This window comes from Nodosilinea nodulosa PCC 7104 (genome assembly GCF_000309385.1).
GTDB classification, from domain to species: Bacteria; Cyanobacteriota; Cyanobacteriia; order Phormidesmidales; family Phormidesmidaceae; genus Nodosilinea; species Nodosilinea nodulosa.
On sequence record NZ_JH976537.1, the window covers coordinates 5,905,695 to 5,923,452 of the forward strand.

Below are 17,758 nucleotides of genomic sequence, written 5' to 3' on the forward strand. Positions count from 1 at the left end.
TCACCAAAATACACTCCCTAATATGTAGTTTAGATGCTTAACAGCTTACGGCTGAATCGTTTGATAGGCCGCTTCACCTAAAATCTCGTGGTTGTGTTTGCCGATAAACTGATCTCGGCTGAGGCCAAACCAGTCCTCACAGGCCTGATTGACAAACTGATAGCGCTCATCGGTATCGGTATAGAAAATACAGACAGGAACAGCATCCGTGATCAGCCGCAATTCCTGTTCTCGCAGGCGAAGCTCGTCGTAGACATCCCGCAGGGCGGCTTCGCTTTCCCGCAGGGCGGCCATTCGTTCTGCGACCTGCTGCTCCAGCGTGCGGTTGTAATGGGTCAGCAGGTTTTCTGCCTGTTTACGCTCGGTAATGTCCTGGAAGGCGGCGATCGCGTAGGCCACATTCCCCTGCTCGTCAAAAATGGGGGTGCCCCAGACTTCAATGGGAATAGTTTGACCGTTTTGGCGGATTTCGATATCGTCAACTCGGGCGCGCTTACCGCTCAGCGCCTGGACAATGGGCAGTTGCTCATTCGGATAAAGCTGATCCGTGCCCGCCTGGTACAGGTGATACAGTTCGGCCAGCTGATCGGCAGAGGCGGTCGGATCGATGGTTTCCCCCATTAGCTGAAGTCTTCGCCGGTTTGCATAGTAGGGGTGGCCGGCCGCATCCAGAATGGAAATGCCAATGGGCAGCGATTCCAGAAAGGCTTTGAGGCGGGTTTCATTTTGCGCCAGGGTTTGGTTCAAGGACTGCAATTCGAAGAAGGCCGTTTGCAGCTGCTGGGCCATCTGATTAAAGGAGTTGGCCAGTTCTCCCAGTTCATCCGATCGCTTAATGTTGACCGTTTGATGCCACTGACCATCGGCGATCGCCTTCGCCGACTGATTCAAGCTCAGCACGGGTCGGGTAATCCAGCGAGCCGTTAATACGCTCAAAATTAGCGCCGCCGCTAGCGCCAGAAGGCACAGCAGCAGCGTATCGCGAATGTTGGCCTGAATCTGGCCCAAATAGTCTGCTTCGGGCAGCACGATCACAATCAGCCAGTCCAGCCCGTAGCGATCCTGGAAGGGCACAACCTGCACAAACTGCCGCGCCCCGTCAATGTCAAACGCCAGCCGCTGCGCCGCTTGAATTTGATCAAAGCCATTAAAGCGCTGGGTCAAAAAGTCAGCCGTTGCTCGAATTGTCGAGTTACTGCTTTGACTGGCCAACAGCCGCTCGCTCTTTTCGCCTTTACTTTCGACAATGGGTTCAGCCGTGGAGGTGGAAACCAGCGTTCCTGAACGCTCGATGATGAACGCGCTGCCGGTTTTGCCAATATTCAAACTCTTCAAAAACTGGCTCATTTCCTGGGGCAGCAAAAAGTCAATGCCACAGGCTCCGATCAACGTTCCACCACTGGGATTGTAGACGGGAATACTGGTGGCGATCGCGGGCCAGTGGGTCGTGAATCCTAAATAAATCGGGCTCCAGGTGGGCTGACGAGCCTCCTTTGCCGCTTTGTACCAGGGGCGGAGGCGAGCATCAAAGGGCTTGGCATCTTTGTCAAATTCGCCATTGCGGTTGCCCTGCTCGTCCAGGCCGTAAAAGTAGGGAATATGGTTGGTCGAGTCATTCACGAGCCAGGTTTGCAGGTGGACCTTATTGGTCATTTTGCCCACGCCCACCAGGTTCCCTTTTTCGTTGCCGCAATAGACGAAACTCGCCGTCGAAAAAATCTGATTTTGCTGCCAGAACGTGGTTTCTCCGGCGGCGCTGTCCGGGTTAATGTCTCCCCTGGCCAGGGCGATCGCATTCAGGCGATTGATGTTGTGAGCCACCTGGACATAATCGTCCAGTTTGTCTTTAATCTGATGGAGAATCTCGTTTTGCAGTTCGTTCGCAACCTGGTTGACCGCCCGCTGGCCATTTCTAAAGGAAAGATAACCGACAACCCCAACCGCCCCCGTCATCAGCAGCATCAGAGGTACAATGAGGACGACTCACAGCGGCAGCTTGTTAGGCAGATCAATAATTTCATTGATCAACGAATTCCTCCTCAGTTTCACCCCCATCGGATCAATGCTCCTGTGAATGTGAGGCCTTGTGGTTATTTAGTATTTAGTTGGAGCGTGCGATGAATGAATCCCTGAAAGGTAAGGGCTTAGGCCCTGCTGGGCGAAGTTTGGCTGAAAATTAAAATTTTTTGTTCAGCAAACATTGTTCAGCGCCCAGCAAAACATCCTGCATTCTCTTCTATATTGATCAAACCTGATTGGTTAAACCTGGAACTTCAGTCGCTTAAGACACTTAGCTCAATGGGTATGGGTCAGCGAAACGGTTGGCCAGATTCGGAGCATCTCCCCTAGAGCCTGTCCGAACACCGTTGGGCCGATGCCAGTGTGTGTTATTTACCCTACAGCAGATCAAAGCGTCTAGCAATCAGCACCGATCGCTAGACGCCTATTTTGGGTCTACCCTGGGACTCTCGCGTTTGCTCAATCGCCGCCGCCGCGTCTGGTATGCCGTTTGAAAATGCTGCCAATCCTCACCTGGCAACTGCCCGCTCAGGGGTTCCATCGGGATGACTCGACGCCAGATTGCCGGGGTTTGCGGTGATTTTGACTTATCCCTGACAATGCACAGCCTGGTACCTGGTTGACTGACAAAACCCCTGAAACCCTTATGCTGCCGTAGCCGCCGTAGGTTGTGGTTGATCGAAGTGTTCGCGTTGGCGACGTCGCCCCTTTGGGGCTAGCGTCTCCAGGGGTGAAAACCCAACACTAGCAAGGGTTTTGTTGGGTTTCCTGCGTCAACCCAACCTTGTATATAAGCGGTACGCCCCTCGGATTTATCCTAAAGGCCTATCGTTGTGGGGAGGACTCCGAACCCAACCTCAAGCTTCCAAGCTTGCTTCGTAGATTCATCAGAGCCTCCCCACCCCTCAAGCCGTCACCCCAAGCAGCCTGGACAGTATGCTGGGCCACCCTCTAGTAGGAACCCGGATTCCGCAAGGATAGTGCGCTTGTAGAGTGACTCGGTGACGACAAACACAGGAGTAGGCTGATGAGTGCATCCCCGATCGCGGTTCCGTTAGGTATCGACATTAGCAAAGCCAGGTTTGACGTGGCCTTGCTGAAAGAGAGGCATCGCGCGAAACGAGCCAAATTCGACAATACAGCCGCTGGTTTCGACCAGCTCAAGGCGTGGCTGAGAGCTCAAGCTATTGAGCAGGTCCACGCCTGCCTGGAAGCCACCAACACCTACGGTCATGCCCTAGCGCGCTATCTGCACCACCAGGGCCATCAGGTCAGTATCGTCAATCCAGCCCGTATCAAAGGCTATGGCAAAAGTCAGCTGAGTCGAACCAAGAATGATGCCGCCGATGCCAGTCTCATCGCCCGCTTTTGTCGCGATCTCAAACCGACGCTCTGGCACCCCGCCCCTGATGAGGTCGCCACACTCCAGCGGCTCACTCGGCGCTTAGAGGCGCTTGAACAGATGATGACGCAAGAAAAGAACCGCCGGGAGCTGTGCGACGACGACGAACTCAGGGCCGATATTGACGCTCATATTGAGTTCCTGGAGGCGCAGGAGACGTCGCTAAAAAAGCGCTTGCAGCAGCTTATTCAAGTCCATGACCGCCTAGCTGAGCAACAGGCCCTCTTGGAATCCATCACCGGCATTGGAACCCAGACCGCGCTCACCGTGCTCGGCGAGATTGGCTCGATTGAGGTCTTTGGTTCAGCACGCCAATTAGCAGCGTTTGCCGGGCTTACCCCCCAAGAGTTTCAGTCCGGTAGCTCTATCCACGGGAAAACCCGGTTGTGCAAGATTGGCCATGCCCGTCTGCGTAAGGCCCTCTATTTCCCAGCCCTCGTGATGATTCGCTATTGCCCTGAAATCCAAGCCTTTCGCCAACGCCTCCTAGACGCTGGCAAGCAGAAGATGCAAGTCGTCGGTGCCGTTATGCACAAACTCATCCGCATCATCTACGGCGTCTTGTCTTCCGGGAAAACATTTGACTCCGCTAAATTAGTCTCTCAGAACACTTGACCTACAGCGACTTAAACAGTATCTACGGCAGTATAAGGGTTTAAAGGGTTTTGTCAGTCAACCAGCAAGAATGCTCACACCAAAAGTCAAGTGGCACTTCTGAGTAACCCACGAAACTAAATGGAATGTGCCTCCCCACCTCCCCCACCTCCTCTTAGATAGGCGGTTTCTGCCGACAGCCTTGCCGACTTAATCTTGCCAATTCAATTGAGTTTTAAGCGATCGATCGCTAGGGTCGCTCCGCCACCGGAGCGCAGTCAGCCAAAAACGCCAGCGGGTTAGCCATGGTGGCGGCAAAGCCGAGAATGCCGCGATCGCGGTGTTCGTACAGCAGCGCCCCCGAGGAATCAAACAAAAAGGTGCCCCCTCGCTGGGTCAGGTAGGCGGCATTGGGCACGTAGGTGCCCCAGTGTCTCAGCACCTCAGTCATGTTGCGCAGGCGCAGGGTGGCCAGTTCGAAGGGGCGCTGAAACCCTTCGCCCCCGGCCCAGCGAAAGGTTTTGCCCGACAGCGGCAGCAGCGGTCCGGCTTTGACCGTGTCATCGTTGTCGATTAGCTGGGGGGCGCGGCGATCGCCTGTGTAGCCGCGCAGCACCTCGCGGAGCGTGCCTGGGCTGGCGATTCCGGCGCACATCAGCATCAAATTGAGCCAGGCGGTCTGGGGAGGGTTCAACCCCGGCAGATTCAGGGTCAAGCCTTCGTACAGACCCAGTTCTCGGTGCAGGGCGGCGGTTTCATCCACAAACAGGTGCTCGGCGGGAAAGCCTGTGTAGGCACAAAACCGCTGGCCCGAGGCGCGATCGCCAATGCCCACCGCCCGCACGGCAATCGATCGCTGGCGCAGGGTCTCGGCATCCCGCTGCACCCACCAGGCGTATTCCAGGCTGTCGAAGTCGCCCAGCTGGGGCCACACCAGCACCAACATTTGAGCCGCACTTGCGCAGCCTGTTAGCAGGGGTACAGTTTCGCCATCGCTTACCCGCTGCCGATGGGTCTGAGCAAAGCTGTCGTAGAGGCTCATTCAATCGTCCTTGGCGATCGCGTCAACCTGTTCTGGCGATGGTGGGCGGTGGTCTCCAGCGGCGATCGCCCTAACCCACCGGCTCTACCCAAAGCCGCCGTTGCGCCACTGGGCCGGGTCCACTGCAATTTCGTGCACGTACAGCCCCCAGTGCAGGTGCGGCCCGGTGGATGCGCCCGTGGTGCCGATGGCCCCAATCGTTTGGCCTGCCTGCACCATGTCGCCCTCGTTTACGTTGATACGGCTGAGGTGAATCATGATGCTGAGCACCCCCTGGCCGTGATCGACGCCGATGGTGTTGCCGTTTAGCTCAAACCCTTCCGACACCCGCCCCACCAGACCAATCCGCCCGGCGGCGGGGGCAGCTACGGGCGATCCGGCGGGGGCGGCGTAGTCTACCCCCCGGTGGTAGTAGTCCTGGGCAAACACGCCGTTGTAGTAGCGACGGACGCCGTACTCGGTGCTGACGCGGCCCTGGCTGGGGCGCTGCATGGGGCCATGCCAGTACTGCTCGGGGCTGACGGTGCGCTTAAAGGCGGCGATGCGGTCAAACTCCTGCTGGGTGCCCAGGTCGCTCTGCCCAGGCGACAGCGTGATCCGCTGGGTGGGAAAATTGCGGCTGCGCAGCCCCACGGCCAGGTTGCGGGTGTCTTCGCTGCCAATCACCCGAATGACCGTGCGACCGGGCGGATCGAGCGGGCTGGTGGGTATTAGCGCCCGAAACCGATTGCCGCCGATGGGAAAGGTGGGGTATTCGGTGGTGTCGTTGACGGTTACTTTGGGGGCGGTGGCGGCCCCAGGGTCTTTGGGAATGACAACCACCGAGATGGTATCGCCCAGCTGGGGGGCGGTGGGGTCAATCAGGACGTCGTAGGCCTGGGCCGGGCGGCGACCCAGCAGCACCACCGTTGAGCCTGCCGCCGCCGCCGCCAGCAGCGATCGCCGGGTTAGCAAAGGGATATTTTGATTTGGCTCCATGGCTTCGCTCGTCACTCTTGATTGGCCTTGGCGTCTTTTACCGCCGCGTAGAACAGCACGCCCACCAGCGGCACGCAGAGGCCCAAAATCACGGTGGTGGGTACTGTTCCCCAGTCGGGGCTGCCGGAGGATAGCTCAAAGATAGAGCCTACCGCCGCGATCGCAGCAATGCAGGAACCAGCCAAAAAAAGGCCACTCTTGGGGGTCACAGAGGTTTCTCCTAAAGGTCTGCCCAGGCCGTTCGCGGCCCTATCGAGGCAGCATACCACGGGGCCTTAACCAATTATTTGACCGTTACCGGCTGCACATCTTTGGCGTAAAAGCCGTGCTTTTTCAGCTCCTGATTCAGGGCCAGGGCATTCTCCACGCGATCGACAAACAGGACGCCAGTGAGGTGGTCCATCTCGTGCAGAATGCAGCGGGCCAGCAGATCGCTGGCCTGAAGTTTTTTGGGCCGCCCGTTCTCGTCTTTGTAGGACACCTCCAGGGCAGCGGGGCGCACCACGTCTAAATAAACCCCAGGAATGCTGAGGCAGCCCTCCTGACCAGTGGCCAGCTCCTGGGAGATTTTAATGATTTGGGGGTTGATCAGCACCAGGGGCGGGGCGGCGGCATTTTCGGGGTCAACATCGACCACCAGCAGCTGCTTGTTGACGGCCACCTGGGGTGCTGCCAAACCAATGCCATCAGCGCTGTACATGGTTTGCAGCATCTCCCGCACCAGCGACCGAATCTCATCGTCGACCTTGGCCACCCGCTTGGCGGGCTGGCGCAACGCGCGATCGCCCAGGGTGTGAATCTCCAGGGGCGGCTGTTTGAGCTTGGTTTTCTCGACTTGAATGGCGGCGGGCATAGCGATGCGTTCCAGGGGATGTCTTGTTCTGGTATCTATCCTAACAACACAGACTCACTTCGACATAGCAGATGCTCATAACCCACCAGGGGCAGGTCAGTCGCCTTCGGGTAAAACGGGTTTGGCATCTACCGTGACATCGACGGCGGTGATGTCAATGGTGCCCGCCTCGGTCACCCGCGTAAACCCATCGGCTTCGGTGTGTAGCGGCGTGCCGCAGCTGAGGCAGCGGGTTTCGGTGCCTTTAATGCCGGTCAGCGCGGTGGAGCACACCGGGCAAGGCCCCTGCACCAGATTGCGCCGCAGCCAAAACCGCAGGCCAATAAACCCCAGCACCGGAGCCGCCAGCAGCAGCACGATCAGCACCGCCAGCGACTTCACCAGCCAGCCCAGGCCCACGGCCCCCAGCAGCCAGACGACGCCGATCAGGGTGAGCCAGCAGCCCAGACCCGATAGATTGACCCGAATTTGGTTGAAGTTATTTTGGTTCACGGGGGCTGTCTCAACTCGGCAAAGGCTGGAGCAAGCTTGCCCCAAAGGCAATGCCCTGGCTCTAACACTGTATTGTAACGCCGCTGCCCTACCCCGTTGTGGGTAGCTCCCCAAGCCCCCCGCCAAGGGCCTGATGCAGCTGCTGGGCCAGGGCGTCGGGGCCAAAGGCCGCCAGGGTTTCCTGCCGCAGCCATGCCCCCTGGCAGCGCGGGTCTTGGCCCGCCAACATCTCCAGGCAGGCGGCGGCGACGGCCTGGGCATCGCGGTGGGGGACTCGCCAGCCCAGGCGACCATCTTGCAGGGGATCGGCGGACCCGTCGCGATCGCCCGCCAGCACCGGCACGCCGCAGGCCATGGCCTCCAGATAGACAATGCCAAAGCCCTCCTGGGAGGGCATGACGTAGGCATCGGCCAGGCGGTAGTGGGCCGCCAGCGCCTCGTTGGGCACATACCCGGCAAACACCACGCGATCGCCCACCCCCACCGCCTCAGCCAGGGCAGCCAGCCGGGGCTGATCGTCTCCCCGGCCAATCACCAGATATTTCACCGTGGGCTCGGCGGCGACAATGGCGGGCAGCGCCCGAATCGTCACATCCACCCCTTTGTAAATATCCCCCGACCACAGCCGGGCTACGGTCATCAGCACCCGGCATCCGGCCAGGCCGTAGGCTTCCACTAGCTTCGGATCGGCGGGGCCGGGGCTAAATACATCGCCATCCACCACGCAGGGAACCAGGCGAACTCGATCTGGGTCAAGGGCGTTGGCGGCGCAGGCGCGATCGCGGCTGTAGCGGCTGATCGCCCACACCTGATCGGCCCGGGCCAGAGCCGTTTGCTGCCGGGGCGGCAGGGGATCCCACACCTCCTTGCCGTAGGTGACGACGCTGTAGGGCAGCCTGAGCCAGCGGCAGATAGGGGCCACCAGGGGCAGCAGCAGCACGTGGCCGCACACCACCCGACCGGGGCGCTGCTTGAACAAATGCCCCAGCAGCAGCGCCCCTAGCCTGGCCCTGCTCAAGGGGGCGCTGGCCGAATCTAGATAGTGAAATCGCAGCGGGGACAGATCGTAGGGATTGTCGACCTCCGCCCCATCCCGCAGCAGAAAGACCTCCGCAGGCGATGGGTAGGGCCGTTCCAGGTAGGCCTTGAAGAGGTCTTTAATATAGGACTGAATGCCCCCTTCGCAGGAGAAAATTTGGATAAAAACAAACGTAACCGTCCCTGAGTCAATTCCAGACGACCTGGCCAGATCGGGGACAGATAAGTTGGTAGTCGAAGAACCCATCGCAGGCAGCAATCAAACGGCAGTTTGCCCCTAGGCTACCCACTCGCCCTCTGGCAGGCTCAGGGCAGGCAGGTGCCATACTTCACAATCGACAGGCAGTTGCGTCCGTCCTTTGAGCGGTAGTACGTTACCTTATCTGCCAGACGGCGCAGCAAAAACCAGCCGTAGCCGCTCTCCAGCAGCTCCCCTGGCTGGGGCTCAGGCAGCAGCTCTGGGTTGAAGGGATCGCCGTAGTCCCAAATCCGAATTTCCACCTGGTCGGTGTCGAGGGCCAGGTCAATATCAATGCCGGTTTCTGGGGGCAGGTGGGCGTGGGCATGGCGCACCGCGTTGGTAAAGCCTTCGGTCAGGGCCAGGGCGAGGCGATCGCAGTGGCTGCCCACCCAGGCCGAGTCCCCCTCCAGCGAACGACAGGTGTCGCGAAACCAGCGCTGCACCTGGGCTACCACATCGAGCTGGCTTTTGACCTGTAAATGCACTCGTCTAGACGCCCGCCTGGAATCTGCCATTGCCATAGCTCACTCCCGTATCAACGCCTACCAGCCGCCCTTAAATTTAGCTTAGCGAAAGAGTAGTCCCTCAGCAAAAAGACCTGCGTAAAACGATACAGTTCTACGCAGGTCTTGCATAACCAATAGAATTAGCCGCCTAGAACAGGCCCAGGGTCAGCGATTCTTGGATGGGGAAAGTAGCCCCGATACCCAGCCACAGGGTCACCGCCGTGCCAAACAAAAACAGGGTGGTAGCCACGGGGCGACGGAAGGGGTTCTGAAACTTGTTGACGCTCTCGATAAAGGGAATCAGCATCAGGCCCAGGGGAATGGCGGTCATGGCGCCAATACCCAGCAGCTTGTTGGGCACAATCCGCAGAATTTGGAAGGTGGGATACAGGTACCACTCAGGCAAAATTTCTAGCGGGGTGGCAAAGGGGTCAGCGGGTTCACCCACCAGAGCGGGATCTAGCACCGCCAGACCCACGCAGCAGGCAATGGTGCCCAGAATAACCACGGGAAAGATGTAGAGCAGGTCGTTGGGCCAGGCGGGCTCGCCGTAGTAGTTGTGGCCCATGCCCTGCTTGAGCATTTCTCTTAACTTAGGATCACTCAGATCCGGTTTTTTAATGGTCGCCATCGAAAAACTTCTCCTGTTACAGCCAGTTGGGCCAGGCCCAAAGTTTAAACCATCCAGCTAGGGCAATTGGTCCAGCAGAAACCAAACGTCATGCCCCCCAGTCTTGCCTTCCTAAAGGCACGCTCCCAAGGAATCTTTAGAGCGGGCCAGAGATGCCCTGCTTGCGAATCATCAGGAAGTGTAGCAGCATGAACACCGCGATCGCCCAGGGCAGAACGAAGGTGTGCAGGCTGTAGAAGCGGGTCAGGGTTGATTGCCCAACGGCCTCGCCGCCGCGCATCAGCTCGACCACGGTGGAACCCACGACCGGAATAGCACCGGGCACCCCAGACACAATCTTCACGGCCCAGTAGCCCACCTGATCCCAGGGGAGAGAGTAGCCGGTCACGCCGAAGGTAACGGTGATCACCGCCAGCACCACGCCGGTCACCCAGGTTAGCTCGCGGGGCTTCTTAAAGCCGCCGGTGAGATAAACCCGAAACACGTGGAGAATCATCATCAGCACCATCATGCTGGCCGACCAGCGGTGGATGGAGCGAATCAGCCAGCCGAAGTTGACGTCGGTCATCAGGTACTGCACAGAACTGAAGGCTTCAGTGACCGTCGGCTTGTAGTAAAAGGTCATCGCAAACCCAGTGGCGAACTGGATCAGGAAGCAGGTCAGGGTAATGCCGCCCAGGCAATAGAAAATATTGACGTGGGGCGGCACGTACTTGCTGGAGATGTCGTCGGCCAGAGCCTGAATCTCAAGCCGCTCGTTAAACCATTGGAAGGTCTTAGAGTCAGTAACTTGCTTGGTAAACATGAAGCGGGTAACTCTATATATCAATAAATGCCGTCAATGAAAAATGTAACATAGCCGTAATGGCTGCGCTAAATTCTCTGCTATAGATTCTAAGGCCTGGGGGACCTACTGCCATCTTCCCCGCCTTCGGGATGGAAGAAAATCGGACTTTTAGGGCAGAAATCAACCTCCCTGGCCACCAAAGTTCCTAAAGATATAGATGAGAATCCTTGGGCGGCTTGCAACATTTCGTTACAATTTGACAGCGCTGCTGCGGTGAGGCGAGACCCTGGCGCTGGTCGGGCATGCCCTGGGGCAATTGGGTGAAGGGTCGGCCGCTGCGGCAGGGGGGGCTACCGGCCAACGGGCATGCCTGGTGCCGGTTGGGTGCAATTGGCAAAAAATGGTCAGAATAAACTAATGTGAAGCCGATGCCGCACGGCTGTGTATATCGCCCATTCTTGAATGCAGCTGGATTGCAGTCAAACCTAAGGGTAATGGTCGAAGATTAGTTATCCTGGCGTGACCCGTTTCGGCGCGATCGCCCTCTCCGCTCAGTACCACCGCCTGCCTTTGCTCTGCTTGTATGTTCAGACCCCTATTGCGTCTCAGTATTCTCTGCCTGTGTCTGATTGGGCTGGCGGTCGGCGGCGTGTCAGCCGGTCCGGCCCTGGCCCTTACCAACGAGCAAAACCTGGTGGCAGAGGTATGGCGCATTGTCAATCGAGCCTACGTCGATGAGACCTTCAACCACCAAAACTGGTGGTTTACTCGCCAGCGAGCCCTGGAGCGCTCCCTGGCCAGCCGCGAAGATACCTACCAGGCAATTCAGGACATGCTGGCGGGGCTGGATGATCCCTACACCCGGCTGCTGCCTCCCAACCAGTACCGCAGTCTGCAAACCAGCACCGCTGGCGAGCTGACCGGGGTGGGGCTGCAAATTTCTAAAGACGAGCACCCCGGCTGGCTGCGGGTAATTGCCCCGATCGAAGGGTCTCCGGCGGAGCAGGCCGGCATTCAGCCCCAGGACGTGGTGCTTGAAATCGACGGTACGGCCACCACCGATCTGACCCTGGATGAGGCGGCGGCTCGGATGCGGGGGCAGCGGGGCACGATGGTCACTCTGCAACTCCGTCGCCCCGACGAAACGGCCTCTCGCCAGGTCTTGCTCACCCGCGATGTCATCACCCTCAACCCCGTGGTGTCGGCCCTAAAAACCACATCGACCGGGCAGCGGGTCGGATACCTGCGGCTGAGCCAGTTCAACGGCAATGCCGTGGAGAAGTTAGCCACCGCCATTCGCGATCTGGCCGACCAGGGGGCGGAGGGGTACCTGCTGGATCTGCGCAACAACCCCGGCGGCCTGCTCCAGGCCGGGATTGAAATTGCTCGGCTGTGGCTGCCCCAGGGCACCATTGTCTACACCGTCAACCGCCAGGGCATTTTAGACAGCTTTGAGGCCTTTGGTCAGGCCATCACCGACGCGCCCCTGGTGGTGCTGGTCAACGAAGGCACCGCCAGCGCCAGCGAAATTTTGGCCGGGGCGCTGCAAGACAATGGCCGCGCTACCCTGGTGGGCAGCACCACCTTTGGCAAGGGGCTGATTCAGTCGCTGTTTGACCTGTCGGATGGGGCGGGGCTGGCGGTGACCGTGGCCAAGTACGAAACCCCGGCCCACCACGACATCAACAAGCTGGGCATTAAGCCCGATCGCATGGTTGCCAGCGTGCCCCTCAACCGCGACACCGTGGCTACCGAGGCCGACCCCCAGTACCAGGCCGCCCTGGAGATGCTCAGCAAAGCCCCGGTCCTGGCCAGTGCGCCTTAACCCAGCACCTCTGCAAAGCCATGTACCTTAAGGCCAGCCGCTCGTACCACGACCCCCTCCACGGCGCAATTACCCTGCACGCCAGCGACCCCGACGAGGCGCTGCTGACCCAGCTAATTGATACCCCAGCTTTTCAGCGGCTGCGGCGAATTCGCCAGCTTGGCCCCGCCAGCCTCACCTTTCACGGCGCGGAAAGCTCGCGCTTTACCCACTCGCTGGGGGTGATGGCGATCGCCCGTCGCGCCTTTGACCAGCTCCAGCGCCGCTACCCCGAACTGGCCCCCCACCGGGCTACGGTGCTGGTGGCCGCCCTGCTCCACGACATTGGCCACGGCCCGTTTAGCCACACCGCTGAAGAGGTGTTTGGCCTCCAGCACGAGCACTGGACCCGCACCATCATTCGCGAGCTGCCGGAGATTCACGACGCCCTAGAGGCAAGGGCGGCGGGGCTGGCGGCAGCGGTGGATCAGGTCTACACCCATCAGCACCCCGTCGCGCTGGTGTGGCAGCTGGTGAGTAGCCAGCTCGACTGCGATCGCCTCGACTACCTGCTGCGCGACAGCTACTTTACCGGCGCTAGCTACGGTCAGCTCGATTTAGACCGCATTCTGATGGCGCTGCGGTTTGAGCCAGCTAGCGGTCGGCTGGTGGTGGCCCACAAGGGTCTGTCTGCGATCGAGCACTACCTGGTGGTGCGCCACTTTATGTATGTGCAGGTGTACAACCACCCCAAAAATATTTCCGTTACCTGGCTGCTGGAGCGCGCCTTTGAGCGCGCCCGCGCCGACCTGCAAGCGGGCAAGCTGGAGGCCGATCCGACGGTGACTGCCTGGCTGCTCGCCCCCGATCGCCCCCTGCCGCTGGAAACCTACCTGGCCGGGGACGACATTGTCTTCACCTACCATCTCCAGCGGTGGCGGCACAGCCCCGACCCACTGCTGGCCGACCTGTGCCGCCGCTTCCTCGATCGCGACCTGCTCAAAACCCTGGAAGTAACGCGGCTGTCGGCGGAGCAGCAGAGCGACCTGCTGCGCACCGTGCGCACCCACCTGGACCAGCAGGGCTACAGCAGCGAACAGTACAGCGGCCTGCGCCGCACCTGGAGCCGGGGCTACACCACCTACAACGAGGGCATTTGCCTGCACAGCGACAACGCCTTTGTCGACATTAAAGACCTGTCGCCGCTGGTGCAGACCCTCAGCCAGCCCTTCGAGCGCACCTGGCTGCTCTACCCGCGCGACATTCACCCCTGGCTGTGGCAGACCTGGGCCAGCTACGGTTCCACCGCCGCAGAAATGGTGTAGGCACAACCTACCCTCGACCCGGCCGGGGCAGCGGCGGCACCAGCTCCACCAGGGCCAGCAGCGTCAGGCTGAGGGGCCACAGAAAATACTGCAAAAACAGCACCGAATTGAAGTAGAGAAACACCATCATTACCATGGCGGAGGCGACTAAAAGACTCACCTTTTCCCGCCAAAAACTCAGGTAAATGAGCCCCATTAGCGACAGCATTAGCAGTTTAGCTTTTAACCCCACCATCCACGGCAACTGCTGAGAAAACATCACATCAAAGGAAGGGGCGCCGTCAATGTGCGAACTTCCCCATCGGGTGGCCGAAAAAAGGATTGACTTAAAGAATCCTTCAGCGTTCCAAACCAGGAACGGCAGTGAGGTTAACACCGGAATGCTCACAATAATTAAAAACCCCCATGCCAAATTTTTTAGGCGTGCATCTTTGTCCCCATTGGTCCAGAGATAGATCAGGTAAAGGGGCAGCAAAAAGATGGCGATTTGCTTGATTCCCAGGGACAGGCTAAAAGCCAGCAGCGACAGCCTGGGTTTTGCCCGCAGGAGCACTAGCGAAAGCAGCAAAAAAAAGATGGCCGCAAATTCCAGGTGGTGAACCCGAACAATATAAATGCTCCAGCGCCCCAGCAGGAGAATAGCGGCGGCGGCAAAGCCCAGCAGCCCCAGACCCCGCCGGTAGAAATAATGCAAAACCAGGGCTACTATGCCCATGTGAAAGAGAAACGAGAGGGGTCGCCACAGGTAAAGCCACTGCAAGAAATCTGGCAGGCCCAGTATTTGCACCAGCGCCGAGGCGAGATAGGCCAGGGGAAAATAGGTCGCGTACTTATCGTTAACCCGCATGTCGCTAGCCAAAACCCTGGCGTAGGGGTTTTCCCCGGCGATAATTCGTTTGCCTTCCAGCCAAACGTAGTAAATATCCTCGCCCATCAAATCTTCGGCGGGGATAGACCAGAAGCTCATGTGCACGAGCAGCCCGGCAGCGATTAGCAACAGCAGCGCCAGCCAGTATCCTCTGTTTTTTTGGTACAACCCTGGCATGGTCAAGGCTATTCTCCCGACGTGCTGTTGTTGCTGATCTAAAGCACCCCTGGCGCTGAATTGGCCCGGGTTTTCCTGCGGCCTGGGGCGGGGGCAGGTTCTGGGCCGAAGTCGTGGGTGACCGAGCAGCCCGGGTCTGGGTTTCGTTCGGCGCAGACCAGTGAGGGCATATTGACACAGAGTGGCCTGGCAGGCTAGACGCTAACCCGCCCTGACCTCTACATGTGGGGGTTTTAAATTCTGTAGATCTGAAAAATCGCTAGATGTAGGTTCATAGATCAGCCCAAGATCCGTTAACCTAGGGGTCAGCTTGGGCGCCCTGGCCCGGGTTGACCTGGCAAAAATGAGGCCCAGGACAGTAAAATTGTACTAATAGAGCCGCTGCGCCATGTCCTTCGTTGGTCTCCATATCCACAGTGCCTACAGCCTGCTCGACGGGGCCAGTCAGCTGCCCCAGCTGGTGGAGCGGGCCAAGGAGCTGGGCATGCCCGCGATCGCCCTCACCGACCACGGGGTGATGTACGGCGCGATCGAGCTGATCAAGGTGTGCAAGGGGGCGGGCATCAAGCCGATTATCGGCAACGAGATGTACCTGATCAACGGCGACATTTCGCAGCAGCAGCGCCGCCCCCGCTATCATCAAGTCGTTTTGGCCAAAAATACCCAGGGCTACAAGAACCTGGTCAAGCTCACCACCATCTCGCACCTGCAAGGCGTGCAGGGCAAGGGCATTTTCTCGCGCCCCTGCATTAACAAAGACCTGCTAGAGCAGTACCACGAAGGGCTGATCGTCACCAGCGCCTGTTTAGGGGGCGAGGTGCCCCAGGCCATCCTGCAGAAGCGGCCTGATGTGGCCCGCAAGGTGGCCCAGTGGTACAAGGATCTCTTCGGTGAAGACTACTACCTGGAGATTCAGGACCATGGCTCCCCCGAAGACCGGGTGGTGAACGTGGAAATTCTCAAGATCGCCCAAGAACTCGACATCAAGGTGATCTGCACCAACGATTCCCACTACATCTCCTGCAACGATGTCGAGGCCCACGACGCGCTGCTCTGCATTCAGACCGGCAAGCTGCTGACCGAAGATAAACGCCTGCGCTACAGCGGCACCGAGTATGTTAAATCTGCCGACGAGATGCGGCGGCTGTTTCGCGATCACATTCCTGAAGATGTGATCGAAGAATCGATCGCTAACACCCTGGAGGTCGCCGAAAAAGTTGAAGAGTACACCGGCATCCTGGGCCAGTCGCGCATTCCCGACTTCCCTATTCCGCCAGAATTCAACGAAGACGCCGGGGCCTATATGGGCCACGTGGCCAGGGAAGGGCTGGTCAAGCGGATGAAAGTGGCCAGCTACGGGGAGATTGAGCAGGAGTACCGCGATCGCCTCGAATACGAAATCGAGATGATGATCCAGATGGGCTTCCCCACCTACTTTCTCGTCGTGTGGGACTATATCCGCTTTGCCCGCGACAACAACATTCCCGTCGGCCCCGGTCGCGGCTCAGCGGCGGGTTCCCTGGTGGCCTACGCCATGGAAATCACCAACATCGACCCCATCCACCACGGCCTGCTGTTCGAGCGCTTCTTGAACCCCGAGCGCAAGTCGATGCCGGATATTGACACCGACTTCTGCATCGATCGCCGGGAGGAGGTGATTCAGTACGTCACCCGCCGCTACGGCGAAGAGCGCGTCGCCCAGATCATCACCTTCAACCGCATGACCTCCAAGGCGGTGCTCAAAGATGTGGCCCGGGTGCTGGACATCCCCTACGCCGAGTCGGACCGAATGGCCAAGCTGATTCCCGTCGCGCGGGGCAAGCCCACCAAGCTCAAGGTGATGATCTCCGACGACACCCCCGCCCCCGAATTCAAAGAAAAGTACGACAACGATCCCCAGACCCAGCGCTGGATCGACATGGCCCTGCGCATTGAGGGCACCAACAAAACCTTCGGCATGCACGCCGCCGGGGTAGTGATTTCGAAAGACCCGCTGGATGAAATTGTGCCCCTGCAGCGCAACAACGACGGCCAGGTGATCACCCAGTACTACATGGAAGACGTCGAAGCCCTGGGCCTCTTAAAAATGGACTTTTTGGGCCTGCGCAACCTGACCATGATCCAGAAAACCCTGGATCTGATCGAGGCCACCCACGGCACCAAAATCGACCCCGACGACCTGCCCATGGATGACCCCGCCACCTACAAGCTGCTGGAGCGCGGCGACCTGGGCGGCGTCTTCCAGCTGGAGTCCTCCGGCATGCGCCAGATCGTGCGCGACCTCAAGCCCTCCGGCTTGGAAGACATCTCCTCCGTGCTGGCCCTCTACCGACCGGGGCCGCTAGATGCGGGGCTGATTCCCAAATTCATCAACCGCAAGCACGGGCGCGAAAAAATCGACTTTGCCGACGAAATCCTCAAGCCGATTTTGAGCGAAACCTACGGCATCATGGTCTACCAGGAGCAGATCATGAAAATCGCCCAGGATATGGGCGGCTACTCCCTCGGCCAGGCCGACCTGCTGCGGCGGGCCATGGGCAAAAAGAAAATGTCGGAAATGCTCAAGCACCAGGAAAACTTCGTCAACGGTGCCATGCAAAAAGGCGTCGCCAAAAAGGTGGCCGAAGAACTCTGGGACCAGATGGTGAAGTTCGCCGAATACTGCCTCAGCGCCGACACCGAACTGCTGACGCTGGAATACGGCCCGTTGACCATTGGCGAAATTGTGGCAAAGCGCATACCCTGCCACGTGTTTAGTGTGGATGAGAGTGGCTACGTGTACACCCAGCCCGTGGCCCAGTGGCACCAGCGCGGACACCAGGAGGTGTTTGAATACCAGCTCGACGACGGCACCACCATTCGCGCCACCGCCGACCACCAGTTTATGACCGAGTTGGGAGAGATGATGGCGATCGACGAAATCTTTCAGCGCGGGCTAGAGTTGAAGCAGGTGGAAGCACCCTGGCCGCAGGTGCTGCGCAGCGCGTAGAAAAGGCAAGGT

At 59.0% G+C, this 17,758-nt stretch carries 15 protein-coding genes; 4 read left to right on the forward strand and 11 right to left on the reverse strand.

Features of this window, described 5'->3' with window-relative positions; all coding sequences use genetic code 11:
* Window positions 1-45: 45 nt before the first annotated feature.
* Window positions 46-1,962 (reverse strand): PAS domain S-box protein, encoded by a 1,917-nt coding sequence (locus LEPTO7104_RS35630; protein ID WP_017301791.1) that lies wholly within the window; start codon window positions 1,960-1,962, stop codon window positions 46-48.
* 1,084 nt (window positions 1,963-3,046) lie between these two features.
* On the opposite strand from LEPTO7104_RS35630, the gene LEPTO7104_RS0127425 reads away from it, so the two are divergent.
* Window positions 3,047-4,036 (forward strand): IS110 family RNA-guided transposase, encoded by a 990-nt coding sequence (locus LEPTO7104_RS0127425; RefSeq protein WP_017301792.1) that lies wholly within the window; start codon window positions 3,047-3,049, stop codon window positions 4,034-4,036.
* Between the two features lie 229 nt (window positions 4,037-4,265).
* Here the strand turns inward: LEPTO7104_RS0127425 and LEPTO7104_RS0127430 are convergent, their stop codons facing one another.
* From LEPTO7104_RS0127430 to petB, 9 genes are all read right to left on the reverse strand, one after another.
* Complete coding sequence (locus tag LEPTO7104_RS0127430; RefSeq protein WP_017301793.1) at window positions 4,266-5,057, reverse strand: peroxiredoxin-like family protein; 792 nt, start codon at window positions 5,055-5,057, stop codon at window positions 4,266-4,268.
* An 84-nt stretch (window positions 5,058-5,141) separates the two neighbouring features.
* Window positions 5,142-6,035 carry a M23 family metallopeptidase gene (locus LEPTO7104_RS0127435; protein WP_051158638.1) on the reverse strand — a complete coding sequence of 298 codons (894 nt, stop codon included), beginning with the start codon at window positions 6,033-6,035 and terminating at the stop codon, window positions 5,142-5,144.
* An 11-nt stretch (window positions 6,036-6,046) separates the two neighbouring features.
* Window positions 6,047-6,244 carry a hypothetical protein gene (locus tag LEPTO7104_RS0127440; protein ID WP_017301795.1) on the reverse strand — a complete coding sequence of 66 codons (198 nt, stop codon included), beginning with the start codon at window positions 6,242-6,244 and terminating at the stop codon, window positions 6,047-6,049.
* A gap of 74 nt (window positions 6,245-6,318) precedes the next feature.
* Window positions 6,319-6,888, reverse strand: a complete 570-nt coding sequence (gene def, locus LEPTO7104_RS0127445; RefSeq protein WP_017301796.1) for a peptide deformylase — start codon at window positions 6,886-6,888, stop codon at window positions 6,319-6,321.
* Between the two features lie 96 nt (window positions 6,889-6,984).
* Complete coding sequence (locus tag LEPTO7104_RS0127450) at window positions 6,985-7,380, reverse strand: hypothetical protein (RefSeq protein WP_017301797.1); 396 nt, start codon at window positions 7,378-7,380, stop codon at window positions 6,985-6,987.
* A gap of 88 nt (window positions 7,381-7,468) precedes the next feature.
* A complete protein-coding gene (locus LEPTO7104_RS0127455) occupies window positions 7,469-8,665 on the reverse strand; it encodes a glycosyltransferase (RefSeq protein ID WP_017301798.1) in 1,197 nt (398 codons plus the stop codon).
* A 59-nt stretch (window positions 8,666-8,724) separates the two neighbouring features.
* Window positions 8,725-9,180 (reverse strand): ATP-binding protein, encoded by a 456-nt coding sequence (locus LEPTO7104_RS0127460; protein WP_225887060.1) that lies wholly within the window; start codon window positions 9,178-9,180, stop codon window positions 8,725-8,727.
* A 133-nt stretch (window positions 9,181-9,313) separates the two neighbouring features.
* Window positions 9,314-9,796: a cytochrome b6-f complex subunit IV gene (petD, locus tag LEPTO7104_RS0127465; protein ID WP_017301800.1), complete on the reverse strand. Its 483-nt coding sequence runs from the start codon at window positions 9,794-9,796 to the stop codon at window positions 9,314-9,316.
* Window positions 9,797-9,932: 136 nt separating this feature from the next.
* Window positions 9,933-10,601, reverse strand: a complete 669-nt coding sequence (petB, locus tag LEPTO7104_RS0127470; RefSeq protein ID WP_017301801.1) for a cytochrome b6 — start codon at window positions 10,599-10,601, stop codon at window positions 9,933-9,935.
* Between the two features lie 565 nt (window positions 10,602-11,166).
* Here petB and ctpA point away from each other — a divergent pair.
* The gene (gene ctpA / locus LEPTO7104_RS0127475) at window positions 11,167-12,408 is read left to right on the forward strand and encodes a carboxyl-terminal processing protease CtpA (protein ID WP_017301802.1); all 1,242 of its coding nucleotides are present in this window, start codon (window positions 11,167-11,169) and stop codon (window positions 12,406-12,408) included.
* A gap of 20 nt (window positions 12,409-12,428) precedes the next feature.
* Window positions 12,429-13,712: an HD domain-containing protein gene (locus LEPTO7104_RS0127480; protein ID WP_017301803.1), complete on the forward strand. Its 1,284-nt coding sequence runs from the start codon at window positions 12,429-12,431 to the stop codon at window positions 13,710-13,712.
* Between the two features lie 7 nt (window positions 13,713-13,719).
* Here the strand turns inward: LEPTO7104_RS0127480 and LEPTO7104_RS0127485 are convergent, their stop codons facing one another.
* Window positions 13,720-14,757 carry a hypothetical protein gene (locus LEPTO7104_RS0127485; protein ID WP_017301804.1) on the reverse strand — a complete coding sequence of 346 codons (1,038 nt, stop codon included), beginning with the start codon at window positions 14,755-14,757 and terminating at the stop codon, window positions 13,720-13,722.
* Between the two features lie 388 nt (window positions 14,758-15,145).
* On the opposite strand from LEPTO7104_RS0127485, the gene LEPTO7104_RS0127490 reads away from it, so the two are divergent.
* On the forward strand, window positions 15,146-17,746 hold the full coding sequence (locus LEPTO7104_RS0127490; RefSeq protein ID WP_017301805.1) for a trans-splicing intein-formed DNA polymerase III subunit alpha N-terminal partner DnaE-N: 2,601 nt from the start codon (window positions 15,146-15,148) through the stop codon (window positions 17,744-17,746).
* The last annotated feature ends 12 nt before the right edge of the window (window positions 17,747-17,758 follow it).